Origin of the sequence: Salegentibacter holothuriorum, from assembly GCF_900168045.1 — a bacterium.
Classification (GTDB): domain Bacteria; phylum Bacteroidota; class Bacteroidia; order Flavobacteriales; family Flavobacteriaceae; genus Salegentibacter; species Salegentibacter holothuriorum.
The window spans coordinates 505,199-526,752 of the sequence record NZ_FUYY01000002.1; the positions used below are offsets into that span (position 1 = coordinate 505,199).

The following is a 21,554-nucleotide window of genomic DNA, read 5'->3' on the forward strand; positions in this document are numbered from 1 at the left end:
TTATGGAACACGTTTACGCAAATATTACTGAACTTCTTATTCTATTATTTATTCTAATTACATTCTTACAATCAGGAATAGATAAAGCTGCAGACTGGAAAGGAAACACCGGGTGGTTAAAAGAACATTTTTCGGGAACTTTTCTTGCCGGCCAGGTACCCTTAATGGTAGGAATAATAATGATCATTGAAATCATTACCGGGTTTGCCACTATTCTGGGAATTATTTGGCTAATCGCTTACAACGACCCAACAATAGCACTTTACGCCTGCATATTGGCCGCTATAACATTAATAATGTTATTATTTGGACAACGTGTAGCCAAAGATTATGCTGGTGCTTTTACATTAACCGGCTACTTTCTAGTAGTAATTTTTGGTGTTTTTTTAATGTCTTAAAATATAAAGAGGTCTGAGAAATTTCTAATCTCGTCATCCTGAATTTATTTCAGGATCTAGGTTAAAATTAACTTAGAAGCTGAAACAAGTTCAGCTTGACGAAAAGAATGACTTCTCAGACCTACTTTAAAAAAATCAGAACTTAAGTCTAGTTCTTATTATAAGTTTCATTCAAATTATCCAGGATTTCCTGGGTTAGATCTTTCCCATCTTTTGCATACATAATATTTGCAGACTCGTTGGAGCCAAAAATATAAGTGTAACCATTCTCTTCACCGTAATTTGCTACATAATCCTTTACTTTATCAACCACAGAATCTATAACAGCATCGCTCTGCTCTCTAAGGCGATTACCTTGCATTTGCTGTTGTTGCTGAATTCTTTGTTGCTTCTGCATTAATTCCTGCTCTTTTTCCTGACGTTTTGCCTGAGACATAGAATTCATTTCCTGCTGGTAAGCCTGAACTTCTTGCTGAAATCCTCTGGCAATAGAATCTAATTGTCTTTTTACCGAATCTGATTTAGAAGTAAAGTCCGCTTCCACATCTTTCATTTCTTTGTACTCCTGGATAAGTTTTGTGGTATCTACATAAGCTGTTTTTTCCTGGTCACAGGAAGTAAGTAAAACAGCAACTACCAAAATCATTAAAAGTTTTTTCATCATTAGTTTAATTTATTTGTCACAAATGTATGAAAGTTAATTTTCGATTTAAATCAAAATTGACTTACTGGAGGTATATAAGGAATTCTTATATAAACAGTTGTTACAATAAATTAAATGAATAGAAAATGAATTAAATAGCTTGTAAATAAGAAGCTTTCTTAAAACAAACCGAATACTACGTCATCCCGAATCAAAAACAGGCTTAAATAAGCTTAAAATGCGTTTTTTAGCATTTTCGGAAGAAATAGACAAGGGAAGAATATTCTGAAGTGGTTTTCGCTTTCAAATTTGATCTTATACCAACTTTAAAAGATTTTATCATATTTGATTTCCCTGTTTTGTTTTTTTCTGAAAGCAAACTCACATAAAAGGAATCAAAAACCAAAGCTTTAGTTTGAAGTTTTTCAAAATTATACTTTTTAAATAATCCGGTAATTCCATTTTGGGAAAAATGCCAAAGATGTCTTGGCACATCATAAGCTGCCCAAAACTCTTTGTAATGTTCTGCATCAAAACTTTTAAAATTAGGAACAGCTATAACTGCTACTCCATTTGGTTTTAACAAGCGATATAATTCTTTAAGCTGAACCTCCAAATCCGGAACATGTTCTAAAACGTGCCACATAGAAATCACGTCAAAAGAATTCTCTTTAAATAAAGCTAATTCTTGCTGAAGTTCAATACCCTTTTCACAGGCCAATTTTCTTGCCTGTGCATTTGGTTCAATTCCTTCAACATTCCATTTCTTTCTTTTTGCAGCCAACAAAAAATCTCCTGTACCTGCCCCAATATCTAATAGATTATTTCCTTCGGAAACTTTATGGATCCATTTCAATTTTTGCAATAACATAAAGTTTTTTACGGCCTGGTAAATTTTATCGGTAAAACTTTGATTGGAATCTGTATGGGAAATATAATTTTCACTTTCGTAATAGGCCGAAAGATTTTTAGGTTTTGGATTCGTTTCCAATATTTCAAAATCGCTTTTCATTTGCAATTGAAATTCCTTGCCAGATACTAAATGATCTTTACAGGTTAAATGAAAATTTGTATTGGTCATTAAAAGAATTTTTGATTGAGATTATTCGCGGTAAAGTTTGAAAATTCTTTAAGCATTTCAATTAATTCTTAGCGTATAAATTTTAATTAAATAGGGTTCTCTGTTCAGAGGTTTAGTCTGGATTTAAAGACTTCAGTAATCTCTAAAAAACCTTTAAACCGTTCTCTACTTTAAAAACTAAAATCAATTCCTACCCTGCCGGAAAAATCAAAAAAAATGAACTAAATTTTACTATCTAATTCTTCCCGAAAAATGCTTTAAAAACTCACTAGATAGTTTCATTTTCTAAAATAAAATAACACCTAAAGCAGTTTTATAATATTACAAACTTCAGCTATTCTTTAATATGTTTTTTAAATTATTTCTTCCAGATTTAACTCAATAATCTATTGTAATAGAAATTTGTTCCACGTGGAACGTTGCAAATTATCTTCCCATATAAACCAACAAAACAGAGATATCGTTAGGACTCACCCCGCTAATTCTTGAAGCCTGGGAAATAGAAGTAGGCTGCACTCTTTTCAACTTTTCCCTTGCTTCAAAAGACATAGATTTAATTTGAGAATAATCAAATCCGTTCGGAATTTTCACATCCTCCAGTCTATTCAATTTATCGGCGTTGTTCTTTTCCTTTTCAATATAACCCGAATACTTTACCTGGATTTCGGTTTGTTCCAAAATCTCGGTATTCAAATTATTCTCCTGTATATACGTTTCTACTCCAGGGAAATTTCGAACATCGTTCATCGTAATATTCGGACGTGAAAATATCTTAAAGATCTTATCGCTTTGTTTCATAAGCGAAGAGTTATTCGCTTCCAATATAGGATTAGCATCCTCGTGGGACACACTTTTATTCTTAAGGAACTTTACAAAATCGGAAGATTTTTCTTTCTTCTCCTCCATTTTTCGCATTCGTTCTTCCGAAGCTAAACCAATTTTATAGGAACGTTCCGTTAATCTAAAATCGGCATTATCCTGACGTAACAAAGTTCTGTATTCAGCACGGGAAGTAAACATTCTATAAGGTTCTTCAGTACCTTTTGTTATAAGATCGTCTATAAGAACTCCTATATAAGCTTCGTTTCTTTTAATGATAAATTCTTCCTTTTCCTGAACTTTTAGAGCGGCATTTATGCCAGCCATTAATCCCTGGCAAGCGGCTTCTTCGTATCCTGTAGTGCCATTAATTTGACCGGCGAAATATAGCCCGTCAACCAACTTCGTTTCCAAAGTATGTTTTAACTGCGTAGGTGGAAAATAATCGTATTCTATTGCATAACCAGGTCTAAAAAATTTTACATTTTCAAATCCGGCAACAGATTTTAAGGCTTTAAATTGAACGTCCTCGGGAAGCGAAGTTGAGAAACCGTTTACATAAACTTCTACCGTATTCCAACCTTCCGGTTCTACAAAAAGTTGATGCCTATCCTTATCTGCAAATCTATTTATTTTATCTTCAATACTTGGGCAATATCTAGGACCTATACTTTGTATCCGTCCATTAAACATAGGCGATCTATCAAACCCATCTTTAAGAATTTCGTGTACCTCGGGAGAGGTGTATGTCATATAACAAGATCGCTGTTTTTTTAATGGTTGGGTTTCATCTAAAAAAGAAAATTTTGAAGGAACATCATCCCCTGGTTGCTCAACCATTTTAGAATAATCTAAAGATCTACCATCTACTCTAGGAGGTGTTCCGGTTTTCATTCTACCAGATTCAAAACCTGCATCAACAAGATCTTTCGTGATTCCGGTAGCGGCTCTTTCCCCTGCTCTACCACCACCAAAATTCTTATCACCAATATGAATCAATCCATTTAAAAAAGTACCGTTGGTAAGCACCACAGATTTAGCTCGAATTTCCAGGCCTAAAGAAGTTCTCACCCCTTTAAGTTCATTGCCTTCTAAAATTAAACCGGCAACCATTTCCTGGTAAAAATCAAGATTAGGTGTTTGCTCTAACCTAAGTCTCCAATGCTCAGCAAACATCATTCTGTCGCTTTGCACTCTTGGACTCCACATTGCAGGCCCTTTAGATTTATTAAGCATTTTAAATTGAATGGCACTGGTATCACTCACCAATCCGCTATAACCCCCCATCGCATCAATCTCACGCAAAATTTGTCCTTTTGCAATCCCACCCATAGCAGGATTACAACTCATTTGCGCAATATTCTGCAGGTTCATCGTCACCAATAAGGTTTTAGCTCCCATATTAGCGGCTGCGGCTGCGGCTTCACTTCCAGCGTGACCGGCACCAACTACTATAACATCATATTCACTTTCGAACATAAAAATTTTCTCTTTCTAAATTTATTGTTCCACGTGGAACAATGCAATCTTTTCGTCTTCCTTCTGTCGCATTAAAACAGCTTCACTTTCAGTTTTATCTGGATATCCACAAAGGTGTAAAATCCCATGCACAACAACCCGTTTTAGTTCTTCAGAAAAATCCACATTGTATTCCGCAGCATTTTCCTTAACACGATCTGTACTAATAAAAATATCTCCATTCAATTCATTTCCTTCACAATTATCAAAAGAAATAATATCAGTATAAGTATCGTGATCTAAAAATTTAAGATTGATCTTATACAAATAATCGTCGTCGCAAAAAATGTAATTAATCTCCCCCAATTCCTTCTCTTCTGAAGAAATTACTTTTCTTATCCAGGCATCAAAAGATTTTTCGTTCTGAAACTCAAAGTCATTTTCCGAATAAAAATTAATTATCTGTTCGCTCAAAATAGGTTTTTACTTTCTGTTTATAAATTTCGCGCAAAGGTAAGCTTTGTCTATTTAAAATTTCTATAGAATTAAAATATTCTTTAGCCTTAATACTTTGATCTTTAGCCCGGTTATCAAACTGCTGAAGATTGGTTTCAGACTCCCGCTTATTATTTTGTCCCTGTTGCCAACGCGCGTCTTCATACTCCATCAATTCGTGTTCCAATTGCTGCAATTTCTGAAGGCTTTCACGATCAAAACCTTTGTCCAATAATTGCTCCTCTACCTCCTTCATTTGCTCTTCTATTTGCTTTCCTTCTCGCGATCCATCTTTCTGATTTAATTCTTGCAATCGCTGCCTAAGTTCCTGTTGAGCCTTATAAATCTCAAATAAGCCTTCCATCTCCCCTTCTCCCATTCCTTCCCCGGGTTTCTTTCCTTCATTTTGTTTTCCTTTCTGCTGTTTTCCCTGCTCCTGAAAATCCTTATTAATTTCTTGCTGCTTTTTAATAATATCCTGAAGTTGAAATTCTGAACTTTCCCCCTGACCTTTTCCTAATTGCGGATTTGCCTGTTGTTGCATCATCGATAGAATTTCACTTAACATATAAGCCAAATCATTTGCACCGGTTACTACATATTGTTGGCTAGATGTTCCCTGAGGTAATTGATTTTCGGCAAGACGTTCCAAAGATTTATCGATATCAAATTCAATATTGGTTAAGCTTTTTGTAATATTTTCTGTGATCATAGGATTACTAAGCGCAAGGGAATATAAACTATCATCAATATGCCTAAAGTTTTCCCTAAGATCGTTTTGTCTTCTAAGCCTGGCCGCATATCCCGGATTATTGATATCTATTTTACTGAAATCTTCCAATAATTCTTCCTGCTGAAATGAAAATGTGACCAAATTATCCAGTATTTGTCGAAGGGTTTCAATATCAGCCTTTAATTCTTCTCCACTTTGCTGCATAGAACGCTGCTGCATTTTTTGGCTGATTTCCTTCATTTGCTGCCCAGCATTCTTCTGTTTTTCTTTTGCCTTTTCCCTGTCTCCTTTATTTAAATTTTCCTCTGCATCATTCAATTCTTTTTCTATACTTTCTTCATCAACTTCGTCACGAGGTAAATCTGTTGGCTTTTGTAGATCGTTATTATCCTCTTCCAGTTCATCCATTTCTTGCTGAAATTCATCAAATTCCTCCGAAATTTTCTTTTGCTTCTCTAAAGATTCAACATCAGAATTTTCTGACAATTGATTTTGTTTTTCAGAAAGTTTATCCAAATCTCTCGCCAATTTCTGAAGTTTTTCCTCTACATAATAGCGTTTGGTTAATTCTAAAAGCTGCTCTAAATTTCTTCCTTCACTTTGATTTCTTTTCGAAAGCTCTTCCAGTTTTTCTCCCAACTCTTCCCGATTGATCTTATCGGCTATTTCTTGCAACTCTTTCAATAATGCTTCATTCTCCTGAAGGCGTTTTTCATTTCTATCTAAACGCTTTTTGAGTTCATCTTTTTCAGGAGAATCTGAATTTAATTCCTGCTCATTTTCTTCAAAACTATTTCTAAGTTTTTCAGAATAATTACGCATCATTTCAGATTGTTGCTTTTGGCGTCGAATAAAATTTTGAAACTTTTTACGCTGATTATAATCAAGGTTTTTATTTTCCTTTTGTAAACGGTTAAGTTCATTTAACTCTTCTTCTGAAGATTTAATATCCTTTAAACTTTCACTCAAATTATTTATAGACTCCCCTTGCTGTCTTAACTTCTCCTCTTCTATTTCATCACGTGTTTTCTTTCTAAAACTAAAGGTTGAACTTTTTGTGCCTTTACTCCCATTAACACCATCATTATCCCAAAGCTGAAAATAAAAATTATAGGTTTCTCCGGGTTCTAAATCCAAATTTCCGGGAAATGTGTAATGAAAATCATCAAAAGCGGCCTTAGAGATCGAAATCTCTTCTTTTTGAAGGCTATCTTCTTTATTCTCAATATAATAAACCAGATTTAACCTATTTAAACCATAGTCGTCAGAAAGTTTACCATAGAAATATTGCGTACTATTATCTGTACTATCCAGTTTCTGTTGAATTTCAATTACCGGATATTCATCCTTGATCACGTTTATGGAATAATCTAAAGCCTCAAAGTTTTTAATCGCCTTATTTGATGTGCTTACCCTATAATCCAAACGGGAATAAACCGACTGGGAATATTGGAAAGCGGAGTTTTTAGCAGAAAGTTTTATTAAAGAATCTTTTGTTGAAAAATTGAGAATTTCGGTATTTCGGGTATTAAAAATCCAGGTGATTTTTGTGCCTTCCGGTACATTTACATTTCCAGAGCCACTTAAACTATCATTAAGATTTCCTATGTAATTGGGATAGCCAAACTTCATTTTGAAATCTAAAAGTTTGGGTACTTTTAGGGTTTCAAGGGTATATTCTTTAGAATTTATGCCGTTGGCACTCAATTTAAAATTTAGATTATTCTGAAGTCTTTTAAAAGTATATTCAAAACTTCCCGGGGCTACTTGTTTTAAAAAATAGGTTTGTGCGTTATAAGAAATTTCAAGCTTTTCGGGAATTATATTTCCTTCTGTTTTTACCAGGATTTTATATTCAGAGAACTCCCTGGTTTTCAAAGAATCGTTTAAAATTATAAACCTGAATGGCGCGGGTGCTTCAAACTCGGTATTATGGTTTGCCAGTCTGTCTAAGGGCGAAGCAATCAATTTAATATTTCCGGTAACTAAAAGTCCTAAAATCAATACCAATGGAAATAAGGCGTATTTTAAGTATTTCCGGTTTTCTTTATAATCTACAGCGCGGGTAAATGGAACCTTATTTAATCCTGCCGACTTTTGTTCGATCCCTGCTAATAATAATTCAGATTGTTGAGAATCTTTTTTAAGCTGAAGAATATTCAGCAATTTATCGCTTACTTCAGGAAAATGCGCCCCGATAATTCTTGAAGCATCTTCATCATTTATTCCGCTAGAAAATTTAAATAGTTTCGTAACCGGAATTATAATAAAGTATCCCAAGAGCATCACCTCTACTCCAACAAAAATCCAGAATAGTAAAGTTCTTTCGGAAGGTTCTAACCACAGAAAATGTTCTATCGTCAAAACGCTTAAGAAATAAAGCAAGCCAATGGCCAGAAATAAGATAATTCCTTTCAGCAATTTATTCAGATAAAACTTCCTGATAAAGGCCGCCAGCTTTCTTTTTATTTGATTGTAATTTTCCATAATTGAAGCTTAAAAATACAACAATTTTGGTGGAGTGATTTCCGTAGTATTGATGCGACTCTCATTAGGTTTCGTTTAATAAGGTTGTATCTTTGTAGTTAAAAACAAAACTAGATATGTCTGCTAAAGTTCGCGTGCGTTTTGCGCCAAGTCCAACCGGCCCTTTGCATATTGGCGGGGTAAGAACAGCTTTATATAATTATTTATTTGCCAAAAAACACAAGGGAGATTTTGTGTTACGTATAGAAGATACCGATCAAAATCGATACGTTGAAAGCGCTGAAGAATATATAATTAATTCCCTTAATTGGTGCGGAATTCCTTTTGATGAAGGTCCCGGGAAAGAAGGCGATTACGGCCCTTACCGCCAAAGTGAACGCAAGGATATTTATAAAAAATATGCTGAAGAACTTCTAAAAAAGAATCAAGCTTATTATGCTTTTGATACGGCTGAAGAGTTAGACGCACATAGAAAAGATCACGAAGAAAAAGGCAAGACCTTTATCTACAACTGGCACAATAGAATGAAATTGCAAAATTCGCTTGCACTTTCTGAAGACGAGGTTAGAGAAAAATTAGATGCAGATGAGAATTATGTCATTAGATTTAAATCGCCAGCAGCCGAAAATCTCCTTATTAAAGATGAGATTCGCGGTGCAATGGAAATTGATACCAGCACTTTAGACGATAAGGTTTTATTTAAAAGCGATGGGATGCCAACGTATCACCTGGCCAATATTGTAGACGATCATTTAATGGAAATCTCTCACGTTATACGTGGTGAAGAATGGCTGCCTTCGCTGGCGCTTCATTTTATGTTATACAGGGCTTTTGGCTGGGACGCGCCTAAGTTTGCACATTTACCGCTTATTCTGAAGCCTCAGGGAAAAGGAAAATTAAGCAAACGAGATGGAGACAAACTAGGTTTTCCTGTATTTCCGCTGGAATGGAAAGATCCTAGTTCCGGAGAAATTTCTGCAGGTTATAGAGAAGATGGATATTTCCCGGAAGCCGTTACCAATATGCTGGCCTTTTTAGGTTGGAATCCAGGTACTGAGCAGGAATTCTTTAAACTAAACGAACTGGTTGAAGCTTTTGAAATAGACCGTGTTCATAAAGGCGGAGCTAAATTTGATCCAGAAAAGACCAAGTGGTTTCAGCAGCATTATATGCACGAGGCAGATGAAAAAATAATCGCTGAAAAACTAGAGAAAATAATTGAGAAAAAGGAAATTGAGGTTTCTTCAGACTATGTTTTAAAAGTAGTAAGCTTAATGAAAGAGCGTGCTGTTTTTGTGAATGATATATGGGACCAGGGTTATTTTTTCTTCCTTGCTCCTACTTCTTACGATCCTAAAAATGCTAAGAAAGCATGGAAAGAAGGTACTGCCGATTTGATGCAAGAATTAATTCAGGTACTAAAAGAACAGGAAAATTTTAAAGCAGAAGCCGTTCAGGCCGAAGTAAAAGCCTGGATCCAGCAAAAAGAAGTTGGTTTTGGTAAAGTGATGCAACCTTTTAGGTTAGCCTTAGTTGGTGCAATGCAAGGTCCGGACCTTTACGAAATCGCTGAAATGATTGGAAAAGAAGAAAGTATTTCCCGACTGGAAAAAGCGATAAAAACTTTAGGTTAAAATAATTAAGATTTACTTTTAGAGTAGGCTGTTTGCACGTCATTGCGAATGAGGTACGAGTGAAGCAATCTTTTCAGTTGAAGAGATTGCTTCTCCCGATAAAAATCGGGATCGCAATGACGATAAAAGCCTATTTTTTGTTCTTACCTTCTACAACCTAGCTAAGTAAACTACTTCAGAGCAAGCTAACGAAGCATTGTTGTTCGAAAATATAATTTGATTTCGATGCATCCCGATAGCTATGCGGGACGTCGCATTTAATCTCGATTATCGAGCAAAGTTTCACTATCTTGGTGAACAATCAATTCATAAATTTCAACTATGCTAAGTTACCTTTTCCTCCCCCTAATTATTGTTTTATTTCTGGTGATACTTTTCAGTGGGATTTTTACTGTTCGCCAACAAAAAGCCGCGATTCTTGAACGTTTCGGAAAGTTTAAAAGCATTAAAAACTCCGGTCTTCATTTAAAGATTCCGGTAATAGATCAAATTGCCGGCAGAATCAATTTAAAAGTACAACAACTGGATGTTTTAGTAGAAACCAAAACCAAGGATAATGTATTTGTGAAGCTAAAAATTTCGGTACAATTCCAGGTAATTAGAACAAATATCTACGACGCTTTCTATAAACTTGAGAGCCCGGCAGACCAAATTACTTCTTATGTTTTTGATGTGGTAAGAGCCGAAGTTCCAAAAATGATCTTAGATGATGTTTTTGAACGAAAGGATGATATTGCCATTGCCGTTAATCGTGAACTCAACCAATCTATGCAAGATTATGGTTATGACATCATTAAAACGCTTGTAACAGACATTGACCCAGATGAGCAGGTAAAGCATGCGATGAACCGAATAAACTCAGCAGAACGCGAGAAAGTGGCCGCAGAATACGAAGGAGAAGCCGAAAGAATACGTATTGTTGCCAAAGCTCGAGCCGAAGCCGAAAGTAAGCGTTTACAGGGACAGGGAATTGCCGATCAAAGAAGGGAAATTGCGCGCGGACTTGAAGAAAGCGTAGATGTACTGAATAATGTAGGGATAAACTCCCAGGAAGCTTCAGCATTAATTGTGGTGACGCAGCATTATGATACCTTGCAAGCCATTGGTGAAGAAACCAACAGTAATCTTATTTTATTACCAAATTCCCCACAGGCCGGCAGCGATATGCTTAATAATATGGTGGCATCATTTACGGCTTCTAACCAGATTGGTGAAGCTATGCGTAAGAAAAATGAGGAAATTGAGCAGGAAAAAAAGGATCAGGATGATTCGAGAAGAAGGTAATTATTTTAAAAACCTCTATAAATAAAAAAAGGTTTGAAGGTTTATTTTCTATCTGCGTCAACCCGAACTAACTTGTTTCAGAGCCTGCTCCGAAATTTGTTCGGAGTTCTAAAAAGTTAGATTCTGAAATAAATTCAGAATGACGTTTGATTCAAAAAACAAACTTTCAAACCCTTATAATATATAAGAAGTCTTTTAGCCTTTTACTTTAGCAGTTACCTTTCTTAAACCGGTAAGCTTTGTTACAGCTTTAAGGATAAAGGCTTTCTGTAAAATTGATCCTACCATACTTCCTGCAAGGGATAATGGCGATAAAGCGCCTTTTGTTCGCTCTATATTTAATTTTATCTCTTCCTGATCTATTTTTGTTTGAAGCTTCAAAATTTTTAAATCCCTATCTATCTCTTTAAATGAACTATACTCTTTCATAGTGATTAGTCGTTAAAAAATTTTCTTGAAACCTTTACCAGTAGAAATTTTTCAATCGGTTTTTTACCAAAAATAAGAATAAGTAAAAAGACTAAAAAGTAGAATCCTCCAACAATAAAGTATCCGGAACTAGGGGAACCTATAGCCTCGCTAATAACAATAGCAAGGGCTACGGAAATCAAAATTATAGCAAAAATGAAAAAAATACCCAATAGAAGACCATAAACGAGACCAGTAGCCCCTTTCATTGCCTGTTTAAAGAATTGGAGTTTATAATATTCGGAATTGCTGTGAGCAAATGCCTTTAAATTATAATTTAACTCCTCTATACTATTAGCTAGTTTTTCAAATGCCATAAAAATGTTTCTCTATACTACTGCTTTATTAGGTTTACCTTTATCTCCGCTTTCCCCCTCTTTCTGTAATTTGGCATTCTGCTTTCTAAGCTCTTCTAATTTAGTTTCCATTGCAGTAAGAATATCATCTGCTTTGTGACTTGCCGAAGAAAGTGTTTCTTCTAAACGTGCTTCAAAATCTACACGGGCTTGTTTCGCTTTTTCGGTTAAGTTGGAAGAAGTTTCGGTATACTTTTTATTCAATTTATCCTGAGCCTTCTTAGACTCATCTTTTAATTTCTTACGGGTTTTTTCACCGCTATCTGGAGCATATAATAAACCTACTCCTGCTCCAATTGCAGCTCCGGTAATTAATGCTAGTAGTGTATTTCCTGTATTTGCCATAATAGTTTTTATTAGTAAAGTTAATACTAAATCCAAATATACAAGATGGATTAAGTGAATGCTGTTAATAACCGGTTAATATGTTAAAATGCTTTACTAAAATATTCTTAAAAAGCCACTTAACCAAATGAAGAACAGCTTATTTCTTTTTTGCCCAGGAATCCCTTAATGTTACCGTGCGATTAAAAATAGGTTGGCCCTCCTTAGATTCTTTATCTACACAAAAATATCCGATACGTTGAAACTGAAATTTGTCCTGGATACCTGCAGATTTTAAACTTGGCTCTACATAGCCTTTTATTACCTGAAGAGAATCTGGATTTACGAAATCCATAAAATCTTTTTCCTTATCTCCATCTGGATTCTCTACGCTAAATAAACGGTCGTAAAGTCTAATTTCTGTTTCTAAAGCGTGTTTTGCAGAAACCCAGTGCAGTGTTCCCTTAACTTTTCGCATAGATTCTTCAGTACCACTTCCACTCCTACTTTTAGGATCGTAAGTACAATGAATTTCGGTTATATTTCCTTCAGCATCTTTTACAACTTCCTCACCTTTTATAATATAAGCATTCTTTAAACGTACTTCTTTTCCAAGCGTTAACCTGAAAAATTTTCTATTGGCACTTTCTTTAAAATCTTCTTTTTCAATATAAAGTTCTCTAGAAAATGGAATTTCCCTACTTCCGGCCAACTCATCCTCCGGGTTATTTTCTGCTTCCAACCACTCCTCTTTTCCTTCTTCATAATTGGTAATTACCAATTTTACAGGATCTAAAACACCCATAACTCTCGGTGCCGTTTTATTAAGATCTTCTCTGGCGCAAAATTCTAAGTGCGCAACATCTATCATATTTTCCCTTTTTCCTACTCCAATAGAATCAGCGAATTTTCTAACTGCGTTAGGCGTATAACCCCTTCTTCTCAATCCTGAAATAGTAGGCATCCTTGGATCGTCCCAGGAATTAACAACGCCTTTCTCCACCAGTTGCATAAGTTTACGTTTACTAACTACTGTATGACTAAGGTTTCTACGAGCAAATTCCCGTTGTTTAGGCTTTAATTCACCTTCTTTACTTACTTTTTCAACAAACCAATTGTATAATTCGCGGTGTGGTAGAAATTCAAGGGTACAAAAAGAGTGAGAAATACTTTCAATAAAATCGCTTTCACCGTGCGCCCAGTCATACATTGGATAAATTTTCCAGGTATCTTTGGTACGGTGATGACTTTTATGCAAACAACGATACATTACAGGATCCCGCATAAGCATATTAGGAGATTCCATATTAATTTTTGCTCTCAAAACGTGTCCCCGTTCAGGAGTTTCCCCATTTTTCATTTTTTCAAATAGCTCCAGGTTTTCTTCAATAGAACGTTTTCTATAAGGACTTTCCTTTCCGGGTTCGGTAGGAGTTCCTTTTTGCATCGCAATTTCTTCAGAAGTTTGGCTATCTACATAAGCATCTCCATTTTTAATCATTTCTACAGCCCAGTCATACAACTGCTGAAAATAATCTGAAGCATAACATTCCTTTTCCCATTTAAATCCCAGCCATAACACATCTTCTTTAATGGCATCTACAAATTCCTGCTCTTCTTTTATAGGATTTGTATCATCAAAACGCAGGTTTACCGGCGCATTGTATTTTTCACCCAAACCAAAATTGAGACAAATAGAAGACGCATGCCCAATATGCAGATAACCATTGGGCTCCGGTGGGAACCTAAATTTTAATTCTTCCCTTTTGTGAGTGTTTTGAAGATCTTCTTCTATGATTTGCTCAATAAAATTAAGTGCTTTTTTTTCTTCAGCCATAATTTAATATATAAAGAACCTCCAGTAAAAGGAGGTTAACATCAGACAATTATTTATAAATTCGAATATTTTGGATTATTCCCCATTTTACAGGAATAAAGCGCAAAGTTACCAAAAATTAGATCGCATAGCCCAAGCTTTCTAAAACAAGAAATAATATATTTATCTTTTTTACCTAAGCTAAAATCTATTATGCCAGAAGTTTTACTAATTATACTTTACGCTGCTTTTTCAGGAATCACCGTATTTTTTGGTGGATTATTATCGTATTTCTTCGGAAAAGAATTTAGTTCAAATAAACGTACAAAGGAAATTAAGCATTTTGTAATCGCCTTTGGTGGTGGTATTATTCTTGCCGCACTTGCCCTGGTTTTAATTCCTAAGGGAATAGAAGAATTAGAACTACTGCCGCTAATTTTGTGTTTTGCTGCAGGAACATTGATTTTTTTCTATTTAGATAAGAAAATAGAACAATCTGGAAGTAAATATTCACAGCTCATTGCTATGTTACTCGATTTTATTCCTGAAGCACTTGCGCTGGGAGCCATTTTTGCCACCGATAGAAAAACAGGAATCTTATTGGCGATTTTTATCGGACTTCAAAATCTACCGGAATCATTTAATTCCTATCAGGATCTTACCGCTAGTAATTTTAAACCAAAAAGAGCGCTTAGCATCCTGTTTTTATTAAGTTTTATAGGGATAATTGGTGCGGTTACCGGCTTTTATTTACTTAGTGATCTGCCCAAAGTAACCGCAGGAATTATGACTTTTGCCAGTGGTGGAATTCTATATCTTATTTTTCAGGATATTGCACCCAATGTAAAGCTGAAAAAAACATGGTTACCGGCACTAGGGGCAAACCTGGGATTTTTAATAGGAATTATTGGTGATAAACTTATTCATTAATAAATTGATATAAAGCCCGTGTCAAGCTATCTTTGTAAAATATCCTGGAGTAAACATTCCGAGGTGTTACAAAGTATTTAAATCTCAATTATCGAGTAAAAAATAATCTTTTGGGAAGTATAAAATTAAGAAATATCAAGGTTTTTGCCTATCACGGCTGTCTTGATGAAGAAGGAAAAATAGGAAGCGATTATCGTGTAAACCTTAAAGTGAAAGGCAATTTGTCGCACTCTGCCAAAACAGATTCATTGGTAGATACCATAGACTATGTGCATCTAAACAAAATTGTAAAAGAGGAAATGGCTATTCGCTCAAAACTTCTGGAAACTGTAGCTGAACGTATTTTAAAACGAGTTTTAGATGAAATAATCCTCGTACAAAAAGTAAAGGTTGAAGTATCTAAGATTAATCCACCCATTGGCGGAAACGTGGCTATGGTTAGTGTAATTAGAAGTAAATCACGATAATTTTTTAGTTTACAGCGATTTAGAATCATCTTTTTACCTTATATTTTTTTCTCTTTCTAAATCTCTAAACCTTCTTTATTGCGGGTGATAGTTTTATTTTTTAAACTTAAAATTTTTATTACATTTGCCAACCCTTAAACAGGGCATCGTGGCCGAGTGGCTAGGCAGAGGTCTGCAAAACCTTGTACAGCGGTTCGAATCCGCTCGATGCCTCCAAAAAAGCTCCTTTTAAAAGGGGCTTTTTTTATGTCTAAAATTGAAGAATTATTATTGAAGAAATTTGATGATAATGCTACTGTTCCAAAATATTAATAGACTTTACTATTCTAAAAATCAAAAATTTAGATCTCTATTTGTTTAATTTTTAATAGTATCGTTTGGAGAAATTGTCTCAATTTGGTCTTTAATTTCAATCACCTGATTAGGAAATAAACCTTGAAAAATAAGCATACCACCAAAAACGATGAGTAAAATGCTAATCCCCTTTTTCATAAGATAGATTCTGCTAGGGGTAAGTTTTCGATTTAATTTCTTTGCGAGTAGAATCTTAAAAATATCCAGAATTAGGTAAGTACCTAAAACGCTTCCGAAGAAAACCATTATACGGTCTTCTTCCATATCCAGTTTTGGGCCGAAAACAATAATTAATCCCAACCAAAAACCCAGCACGCCAATATTAATAAAGTTTAATAGAAAACCTTTTACCGCTAATCCAAAATAATCGCTTTTACTGAGCTTTCTAATCTCTGGGGTGTCATCGTCCTGCCTAAGTACTTTTTTGGTCTGTACAAAGCTCATAAGTCCGTATGTGGCGAGAATCATCCCGCCAAACAGAAATAGAGCGGGATCATCTTTAATACGGGAAAGTAATTTGGTGGTACTTAAATAAGCAATGAAAAGAAATACAATATCTGCCAGTATTACTCCAAGGTCAAAAGCAAAAGCAGCTCTAAATCCTTTAATAGCGGCGGTTTCCAGTAATACAAAGAAAACCGGACCTAATAAAAACGCTAAAAAAAGACCTAAGGGTAAGGCTGCTAATACATCCTGAAACATACAATTGTATTGATTTACAAATGTAGACTTTTAGTTTTTTCTAATTACTTTACCGCCAAACAGGGTATTTTGGTCTATAGTTTTAGGATTACCATAAACGTTTACGGTGCCTCCTGCTCTAACCTTTGCTTCAACCCTACCACTGGCAGTAATATCTGCAACTCCACCTGCTTTTATACTTATTTCGGTATTCGTGGATTTTAGATTTTTAGCGAAAAATTTCCCACCGGTATTGATGTCTATTTCCTGATCTTCTGTTTTCCCTTCTACTTCTATTTCAGCGCCTGTATTACTATCTACGTAAAGATTACTAAGATTTACATCAGCAAAAATATCTGAACCTTCTGAAGCATTTAGATGAAGTAATTCCTGCTTTAGTTTAGAATCTACCTTTACAGAAGCATTTTGGCGGGCATCTATTTTATCAAGTTTCTTAAACTGAATGGTGATTTGAGTATTATCATTATCAAGAATTTCCTCAATACTCATCCTCACTTTTAAAATTCCGTTATCAATCTTAAATTTAACATCGGTTCTATTTTTACCGGTAATTATCGCTTTATTTTGTTTAGCCTCTTTTAAAATTACATCTAAGCCATTATAGACCTTAATTTCATTAAATTCACCCAAATCCTGGGTTAATTCCTGAGCGCTTAGCATTCCCACACTCATTAAAAACAGCGCAATAAGATAATTTTTCATCTCCATTTTATTTAAAAAGTTCTTAATCTTCCTTTTTACCAATTAAGGTAAAATCTAAGTGTCTTTTCACTAAATCGGCATTTTTTACTTTTACAATTACTTCGTCTCCAAGCTGATAAACCTTTTTAGTTTTTCTACCTACAATTGCATAATTATCTGTATCAAAATCAAAATGATCACCCTTAATATCTCGCAGGCGAATCATTCCTTCACATTTATTATCTACAATTTCCACAAAAATTCCGAAATCTGTTACCCCTGAAATCACTCCAACAAATTCTTTATCCTGGTGATCTTGCATAAATTTCACCTGCATGTATTTAATAGAATCTCTTTCGGCACTAGAAGAAAGACCTTCCATTTCACTACTGTGGTGACATTTTTCGTCATATTCATCTTCTTTGGCAGAAGGCTGACCGTCCAGATAACGCTGCAGTAATCTATGCACCATCACATCTGGATATCTTCTAATTGGCGAGGTAAAATGTGAGTAATAATCGAAAGCTAAGCCATAATGACCAATATTTTCGGTGCCATAATAAGCTTTACTCATAGTTCTAATAGCAAGCGTATCTACTAAATTTTGTTCTTTTTTTCCCTGTACATCCTGAAGCAATTGATTTAAAGATGAAGATACCGTTTTCCTGTTTTTAAGGTTTAAACCGTGCCCAAATCTGGAAACCAAACTATTTAAAGAAACCAGTTTTTCTTCATCGGGTTCATCATGACAACGATAAATAAAGGTTTTCTTTTCATCTCTTTTTCCTATGAATTCAGCCACTTTTCGGTTAGCTAAAAGCATAAATTCTTCAATAAGTTTATTGGCATCCTGAGCCGTTTTAAAGTAAACGCCAACAGGTTCATTTTCTTCATCCAATTGAAATTTAACTTCCACTTTATCAAAAGAAATAGCCCCCTGACGCATTCTTGCCGAACGCATCTTTTTGGCCATTTTATCCATTGTTAATACCGCTTCAACAATTTCATCTTTAACCGTATAAGCCTTTTCCTGTATAGAGATCTCTTCAGGAATATCTCCTTTTCCGGTTTCAATTATTTGTTGCGCCTCTTCATAAGCAAATCTAGCGTCAGAATACGTAACCGTTCTCCCGAACCACTCATTTACCACCTTTGTATTTTTATCTATTTCAAAAACCGCAGAAAAAGTATATTTTTCTTCATTAGGCCTTAAAGAACAGGCATTGTTAGAAAGCACCTCTGGCAACATTGGGACTACCCTATCTACAAGGTAAACTGAAGTTGCACGCTCGTAAGCCTCGTCGTCTAAAACAGTTCCGGGTTGCAAATAATGTGAAACATCGGCAATATGAATTCCAACTTCCACATTTCCGTTTTCCAATTTTTGAAAACTTAAGGCATCGTCAAAATCTTTAGCATCTGCCGGATCTATGGTAAAAGTTAAAACATCGCGCATATCACGACGCTTTTTAATTTCTTCCGGCTGAATTGAAGTATCTATCTGATTTGCAAATTCTTCTATTTCGCTTGGAAATTCGTGCGGCAAACCATATTGTGCCAGGATAGAGTGAATTTCGGTATGATGTTCACCAGGGGTACCCAATACCTGAATAACTTTACCAAAAGGAGAATCGGCTTTTTCTGGCCATTCTTCCAATTCAACCACTACTTTATCACCATCTTTTGCTTCACCCATTTTGTTCTTCTGAACAAAAATATCGGTATACATTTTTGGGTCTCCAATAACCACAAAACCAAAATCTTTTTGCATATCAAGAACCCCAACAAATTCGGTTCTTTTTCGCTTTAAAATTTTAGTTACTTCTCCTTCAGATTTTTTATTGCGCTTTCGGTTATAAATATAAATTTCTACTTCATCACCATTAAACGCTGTGTTTAGATCTCGTGGTGAGATAAAGACGTCATCTTCTAATTCGTCTACCATGGCATAGGCATAACCTTTTGTGGTCATATCTAGCACTGCACGGTAATAATCGTTGCTTTTAACTATTTTAAATTTTCCACGCCCTTCTTCTTCAATTTCCTTTTTTCCAGCTAATTGGGCTAATTTCTTAATAATATTATTTCTACTTGTAGCATCATTAACGCCAAGCTTAGCTGCTATTTGTTTATGATTAAATGTTTTTCCTGATTCCTTTCTAAGGATATCTAAAATACTTTTGGAAAGATTACCCTGGTGTTGGGATTTGTTTTTATTCTTTTTACTCATTTCAATATTTAAAGTATAAAATTACGGCTTCTGCCTTACATGACATCTATTTGACATTAAAGTTTTGTTAAGCGGTCTGAAAATTATCTTATTATAAAAAAATTTCACATTTACTTAACATTAAATAAAACCTAGGTGAAAACCCTTAATTCGTGTTTATCAGCGATTAAGAAAACCCTGAATACTTAATTTTTTCTTAATTTTAATTTAAGCTTAATAGCCCTCTTTAATTCCATCTTTGTAAGACTTAATAATCTAATTGCTATGGATAAAGCTAAAAGGATATCGCTTATTTTTTTCCTTATTTTTCTTTTTGGATTAATAGGATTTATAATGTCTATAAATCTTACTTTAAATAAAAAAACTAAAGTTGATGTAAAATCTGCTCAACTTTATATGGATGAACAATTAACTTATTCAGAAGGTTCTTTTTTTTATTTAAACTAGCATAAACTACTGTATTAAAGGTTCTTAAAGATTTTTATTTAGAAAATTAAAGAAATCTAAATTAGACTTTATTCATTCCCAGACTTTTAAATATTTTAGAATTTTAAATGAGGAATCTAAATCTCAAATTTTAATTCTAGAAGATAGTAGTCAATGTTATTAACATTATATATAATTATCTTTTTTTCTTCTTTTTATAAAAATTAAAACTGATGGTTATTATAGCTTGTTAACTTGTAGAACAATTTTTTTGAGGTTTTCTTGGTTTTTAAGTTAGCTTAGTTTGATAACAAGTTATTAACATACTTCTAAAGTTCTAAAGAACTGGAAATCTTACTATTTTAATATTTACTTAACAAAACTTGATAACCGAATCTTAATATCTATTCGGTATAAGTGTAATTAAAATTAATGTTTATAACCTGTTTTTATATGCTGATAACTTCTCTAAAAATAACAGACTTATAATTTGATTTACTCAGGGATATTTTGCTATTGAAATTTATATTGGATACTACAAATAAGTTTCTCAGTTTCTCATCAATGCTTATCCACAATGCTATGTCAATACTAAAGCCTTGATTTATAAGCTTATTTAAAAAGTAATTAACAATTGAAAATTGTAGTGTTACTAAGTGGTTTTTTTACCTTTGTTGCAGCTAAAACTTTAATTATGAAAATTGCAATAGGAAACGATCATGCCGGTACCGGATACAAGAAAAAAGTTGTTGATTACCTTAAAAACAAGGGTATAGAAGTTATTAACTATGGTACTAATAGTGATGATAGTGTAGATTATCCAGATTTTGTACATCCCGTAGCAAATGATGTTCAAAACCAAAAAGTAGATTTTGGAATTATTATTTGTGGAAGTGGAAACGGTGCAAATATGACTGCTAATAAACACCAGAGTGTTCGCTCTGCTTTATGTTGGAATGGTGAGATCACTAAACTAGCTAGAGAGCACAATAATGCCAATATATTGAGTATCCCAGCCAGGTTTGTTTCAGAACACCAGGCAGTAGATATGGTTAAAATTTTTCTTGAAACTTCTTTTGAAGGAGGAAGACATCAAAAACGAGTAGATAAGATTCCGGTTGAAAATTAAACCAATATTTTACTATAATTGAGACTGTCTGAAAAGTATAGTTTCGTTAATCTGGACTTGTTTCAGCTCCTATCCTGTTTTGAATATCAACAACTTAGATTCTGAAATGAATTTAGAATGACGATTAAAAAACTTTTCAAACAGTCTCTTTATTTTTATAATCTCAACAGATATTCATTAGAAAAATATGGAAATCCTTATTAAAAATTTCAATGAACTTAGTCTTGAAGAGCTTTACCAAATCTTACAACTTCGGTCTGAAGTTTTTGTAGTAGAGCAGGATTGTGTTTACCAGGATATAGATGGTAAAGATCAAAATGCACTACACATTTTAGGAGTTAAGGATGGGAAAGTAGTTGCCTATACACGTTGTTTTAATAAAGGTTTTTATTTTGAGGAAGCTGCAATTGGCCGGGTTGTGGTTAAAGAATCTGAACGTAAAAATGCTTATGGTCATCTTATTCTAAAAGCTTCACTAAAAGCGATTAAAGAGCGTTTTAAAACCGATAATATCAAGCTTTCTGCTCAACAATATTTAACCGATTTCTACGAAAGCCATGGTTTTATGCAAATAGGCGAAGGATATCTTGAAGATGGAATTCCGCATATTGCAATGATTAAATAAACACTTTATAACCC

20 protein-coding genes and 1 tRNA gene are annotated in these 21,554 nt (G+C 34.3%); 9 read left to right on the forward strand and 12 right to left on the reverse strand.

Translation table 11 applies throughout. The features are described from left to right. The first annotated feature begins 2 nt into the window (after nucleotides 1–2). Nucleotides 3–398 (forward strand): DoxX family protein, encoded by a 396-nt coding sequence (locus B5X51_RS06665; protein ID WP_079720202.1) that lies wholly within the window; start codon nucleotides 3–5, stop codon nucleotides 396–398. Between the two features lie 148 nt (nucleotides 399–546). On the opposite strand, the gene B5X51_RS06670 is transcribed toward B5X51_RS06665, so the two are convergent. The 5 genes from B5X51_RS06670 to B5X51_RS06690 all read right to left on the reverse strand — a co-directional run bounded on the left by B5X51_RS06670 (nucleotide 547) and on the right by B5X51_RS06690 (nucleotide 8,114). Beyond that, nucleotides 547–1,062, reverse strand: coding sequence for an OmpH/Skp family outer membrane protein (locus B5X51_RS06670; RefSeq protein WP_317042102.1), 516 nt, complete (start codon nucleotides 1,060–1,062; stop codon nucleotides 547–549). A gap of 226 nt (nucleotides 1,063–1,288) precedes the next feature. Beyond that, entirely contained in the window at nucleotides 1,289–2,122 is an 834-nt protein-coding gene (locus B5X51_RS06675) for a class I SAM-dependent methyltransferase (protein WP_079720203.1), read from the reverse strand. 426 nt (nucleotides 2,123–2,548) lie between these two features. Further along, nucleotides 2,549–4,420, reverse strand: a complete 1,872-nt coding sequence (mnmG, locus tag B5X51_RS06680; RefSeq protein ID WP_079720205.1) for a tRNA uridine-5-carboxymethylaminomethyl(34) synthesis enzyme MnmG — start codon at nucleotides 4,418–4,420, stop codon at nucleotides 2,549–2,551. Between the two features lie 21 nt (nucleotides 4,421–4,441). Further along, nucleotides 4,442–4,861, reverse strand: coding sequence for an rRNA maturation RNase YbeY (ybeY, locus tag B5X51_RS06685; RefSeq protein WP_079720743.1), 420 nt, complete (start codon nucleotides 4,859–4,861; stop codon nucleotides 4,442–4,444). Next, the gene (locus tag B5X51_RS06690; protein WP_079720206.1) at nucleotides 4,854–8,114 is read right to left on the reverse strand and encodes a DUF4175 family protein; all 3,261 of its coding nucleotides are present in this window, start codon (nucleotides 8,112–8,114) and stop codon (nucleotides 4,854–4,856) included. Before B5X51_RS06690 ends, ybeY begins: the two co-directional genes overlap by 8 nt. A gap of 116 nt (nucleotides 8,115–8,230) precedes the next feature. Between B5X51_RS06690 and gltX the strand changes: the two genes are divergently transcribed. Both gltX and B5X51_RS06700 read left to right on the forward strand, forming a co-directional pair. Then, on the forward strand, nucleotides 8,231–9,748 hold the full coding sequence (gene gltX, locus B5X51_RS06695; protein ID WP_079720208.1) for a glutamate--tRNA ligase: 1,518 nt from the start codon (nucleotides 8,231–8,233) through the stop codon (nucleotides 9,746–9,748). A gap of 321 nt (nucleotides 9,749–10,069) precedes the next feature. After that, a complete protein-coding gene (locus B5X51_RS06700) occupies nucleotides 10,070–11,032 on the forward strand; it encodes an SPFH domain-containing protein (RefSeq protein ID WP_079720210.1) in 963 nt (320 codons plus the stop codon). Between the two features lie 195 nt (nucleotides 11,033–11,227). Here B5X51_RS06700 and B5X51_RS06705 read toward each other — a convergent pair whose 3' ends face one another. From B5X51_RS06705 to B5X51_RS06720, 4 genes are all read right to left on the reverse strand, one after another. Beyond that, a complete protein-coding gene (locus B5X51_RS06705; RefSeq protein WP_079720211.1) occupies nucleotides 11,228–11,461 on the reverse strand; it encodes a DUF6327 family protein in 234 nt (77 codons plus the stop codon). Between the two features lie 5 nt (nucleotides 11,462–11,466). Beyond that, complete coding sequence (locus B5X51_RS06710) at nucleotides 11,467–11,817, reverse strand: phage holin family protein (protein ID WP_079720213.1); 351 nt, start codon at nucleotides 11,815–11,817, stop codon at nucleotides 11,467–11,469. 12 nt (nucleotides 11,818–11,829) lie between these two features. Further along, nucleotides 11,830–12,201, reverse strand: coding sequence for a YtxH domain-containing protein (locus tag B5X51_RS06715; protein WP_079720214.1), 372 nt, complete (start codon nucleotides 12,199–12,201; stop codon nucleotides 11,830–11,832). A gap of 139 nt (nucleotides 12,202–12,340) precedes the next feature. Further along, nucleotides 12,341–14,017: a glutamine--tRNA ligase/YqeY domain fusion protein gene (locus B5X51_RS06720; RefSeq protein ID WP_079720216.1), complete on the reverse strand. Its 1,677-nt coding sequence runs from the start codon at nucleotides 14,015–14,017 to the stop codon at nucleotides 12,341–12,343. Between the two features lie 192 nt (nucleotides 14,018–14,209). Here B5X51_RS06720 and B5X51_RS06725 point away from each other — a divergent pair, with 192 nt between their 5' ends. From B5X51_RS06725 to B5X51_RS06735, 3 genes are all read left to right on the forward strand, one after another. Further along, entirely contained in the window at nucleotides 14,210–14,926 is a 717-nt protein-coding gene (locus B5X51_RS06725; protein WP_079720218.1) for a ZIP family metal transporter, read from the forward strand. A gap of 110 nt (nucleotides 14,927–15,036) precedes the next feature. After that, nucleotides 15,037–15,393 carry a dihydroneopterin aldolase gene (gene folB, locus B5X51_RS06730; RefSeq protein WP_079720219.1) on the forward strand — a complete coding sequence of 119 codons (357 nt, stop codon included), beginning with the start codon at nucleotides 15,037–15,039 and terminating at the stop codon, nucleotides 15,391–15,393. 142 nt (nucleotides 15,394–15,535) lie between these two features. After that, nucleotides 15,536–15,609: transfer RNA gene (locus B5X51_RS06735), tRNA-Cys, on the forward strand. A gap of 141 nt (nucleotides 15,610–15,750) precedes the next feature. Here the strand turns inward: B5X51_RS06735 and B5X51_RS06740 are convergent. Genes B5X51_RS06740 through rnr form a run of 3 tightly spaced genes read right to left on the reverse strand, consistent with a single transcriptional unit; the run spans nucleotide 15,751 to nucleotide 19,360 of the window. Continuing rightward, nucleotides 15,751–16,449 carry a LysE family translocator gene (locus tag B5X51_RS06740; protein WP_079720220.1) on the reverse strand — a complete coding sequence of 233 codons (699 nt, stop codon included), beginning with the start codon at nucleotides 16,447–16,449 and terminating at the stop codon, nucleotides 15,751–15,753. Nucleotides 16,450–16,479: 30 nt separating this feature from the next. Continuing rightward, nucleotides 16,480–17,151 carry a head GIN domain-containing protein gene (locus B5X51_RS06745; protein ID WP_176132732.1) on the reverse strand — a complete coding sequence of 224 codons (672 nt, stop codon included), beginning with the start codon at nucleotides 17,149–17,151 and terminating at the stop codon, nucleotides 16,480–16,482. Nucleotides 17,152–17,173: 22 nt separating this feature from the next. Further along, a complete protein-coding gene (gene rnr, locus B5X51_RS06750; RefSeq protein ID WP_079720223.1) occupies nucleotides 17,174–19,360 on the reverse strand; it encodes a ribonuclease R in 2,187 nt (728 codons plus the stop codon). Between the two features lie 264 nt (nucleotides 19,361–19,624). Between rnr and B5X51_RS06755 the strand changes: the two genes are divergently transcribed. The 3 genes from B5X51_RS06755 (at nucleotide 19,625) to B5X51_RS06765 (ending at nucleotide 21,540) form a co-directional block, all read left to right on the forward strand. Beyond that, nucleotides 19,625–19,807 (forward strand): hypothetical protein, encoded by a 183-nt coding sequence (locus B5X51_RS06755; RefSeq protein WP_079720225.1) that lies wholly within the window; start codon nucleotides 19,625–19,627, stop codon nucleotides 19,805–19,807. Between the two features lie 673 nt (nucleotides 19,808–20,480). Then, nucleotides 20,481–20,915, forward strand: a complete 435-nt coding sequence (gene rpiB / locus B5X51_RS06760) for a ribose 5-phosphate isomerase B (RefSeq protein ID WP_079720744.1) — start codon at nucleotides 20,481–20,483, stop codon at nucleotides 20,913–20,915. A gap of 187 nt (nucleotides 20,916–21,102) precedes the next feature. After that, nucleotides 21,103–21,540 carry a GNAT family N-acetyltransferase gene (locus B5X51_RS06765; protein ID WP_079720227.1) on the forward strand — a complete coding sequence of 146 codons (438 nt, stop codon included), beginning with the start codon at nucleotides 21,103–21,105 and terminating at the stop codon, nucleotides 21,538–21,540. The last annotated feature ends 14 nt before the right edge of the window (nucleotides 21,541–21,554 follow it).

What these genes read in the sequence shown, in the direction of transcription:
- B5X51_RS06665 (WP_079720202.1), top strand. Translation starts at nt 3, where the DNA reads ATGGAACACGTTTACGCAAATATTACTGAACTTCTTATTCTATTATTT.
- B5X51_RS06745 (WP_176132732.1), bottom strand. Translation starts at nt 17,151, where the DNA reads ATGAAAAATTATCTTATTGCGCTGTTTTTAATGAGTGTGGGAATGCTA.
- B5X51_RS06765 (WP_079720227.1), top strand. Translation starts at nt 21,103, where the DNA reads ATGGAAATCCTTATTAAAAATTTCAATGAACTTAGTCTTGAAGAGCTT.
- B5X51_RS06710 (WP_079720213.1), bottom strand. Translation starts at nt 11,817, where the DNA reads ATGGCATTTGAAAAACTAGCTAATAGTATAGAGGAGTTAAATTATAAT.
- B5X51_RS06675 (WP_079720203.1), bottom strand. Translation starts at nt 2,122, where the DNA reads ATGACCAATACAAATTTTCATTTAACCTGTAAAGATCATTTAGTATCT.
- mnmG (WP_079720205.1), bottom strand. Translation starts at nt 4,420, where the DNA reads ATGTTCGAAAGTGAATATGATGTTATAGTAGTTGGTGCCGGTCACGCT.
- B5X51_RS06690 (WP_079720206.1), bottom strand. Translation starts at nt 8,114, where the DNA reads ATGGAAAATTACAATCAAATAAAAAGAAAGCTGGCGGCCTTTATCAGG.
- gltX (WP_079720208.1), top strand. Translation starts at nt 8,231, where the DNA reads ATGTCTGCTAAAGTTCGCGTGCGTTTTGCGCCAAGTCCAACCGGCCCT.
- B5X51_RS06700 (WP_079720210.1), top strand. Translation starts at nt 10,070, where the DNA reads ATGCTAAGTTACCTTTTCCTCCCCCTAATTATTGTTTTATTTCTGGTG.
- B5X51_RS06715 (WP_079720214.1), bottom strand. Translation starts at nt 12,201, where the DNA reads ATGGCAAATACAGGAAATACACTACTAGCATTAATTACCGGAGCTGCA.
- rnr (WP_079720223.1), bottom strand. Translation starts at nt 19,360, where the DNA reads ATGAGTAAAAAGAATAAAAACAAATCCCAACACCAGGGTAATCTTTCC.
- B5X51_RS06755 (WP_079720225.1), top strand. Translation starts at nt 19,625, where the DNA reads ATGGATAAAGCTAAAAGGATATCGCTTATTTTTTTCCTTATTTTTCTT.
- rpiB (WP_079720744.1), top strand. Translation starts at nt 20,481, where the DNA reads ATGAAAATTGCAATAGGAAACGATCATGCCGGTACCGGATACAAGAAA.
- B5X51_RS06670 (WP_317042102.1), bottom strand. Translation starts at nt 1,062, where the DNA reads ATGATGAAAAAACTTTTAATGATTTTGGTAGTTGCTGTTTTACTTACT.
- B5X51_RS06720 (WP_079720216.1), bottom strand. Translation starts at nt 14,017, where the DNA reads ATGGCTGAAGAAAAAAAAGCACTTAATTTTATTGAGCAAATCATAGAA.
- B5X51_RS06740 (WP_079720220.1), bottom strand. Translation starts at nt 16,449, where the DNA reads ATGTTTCAGGATGTATTAGCAGCCTTACCCTTAGGTCTTTTTTTAGCG.
- B5X51_RS06705 (WP_079720211.1), bottom strand. Translation starts at nt 11,461, where the DNA reads ATGAAAGAGTATAGTTCATTTAAAGAGATAGATAGGGATTTAAAAATT.
- B5X51_RS06725 (WP_079720218.1), top strand. Translation starts at nt 14,210, where the DNA reads ATGCCAGAAGTTTTACTAATTATACTTTACGCTGCTTTTTCAGGAATC.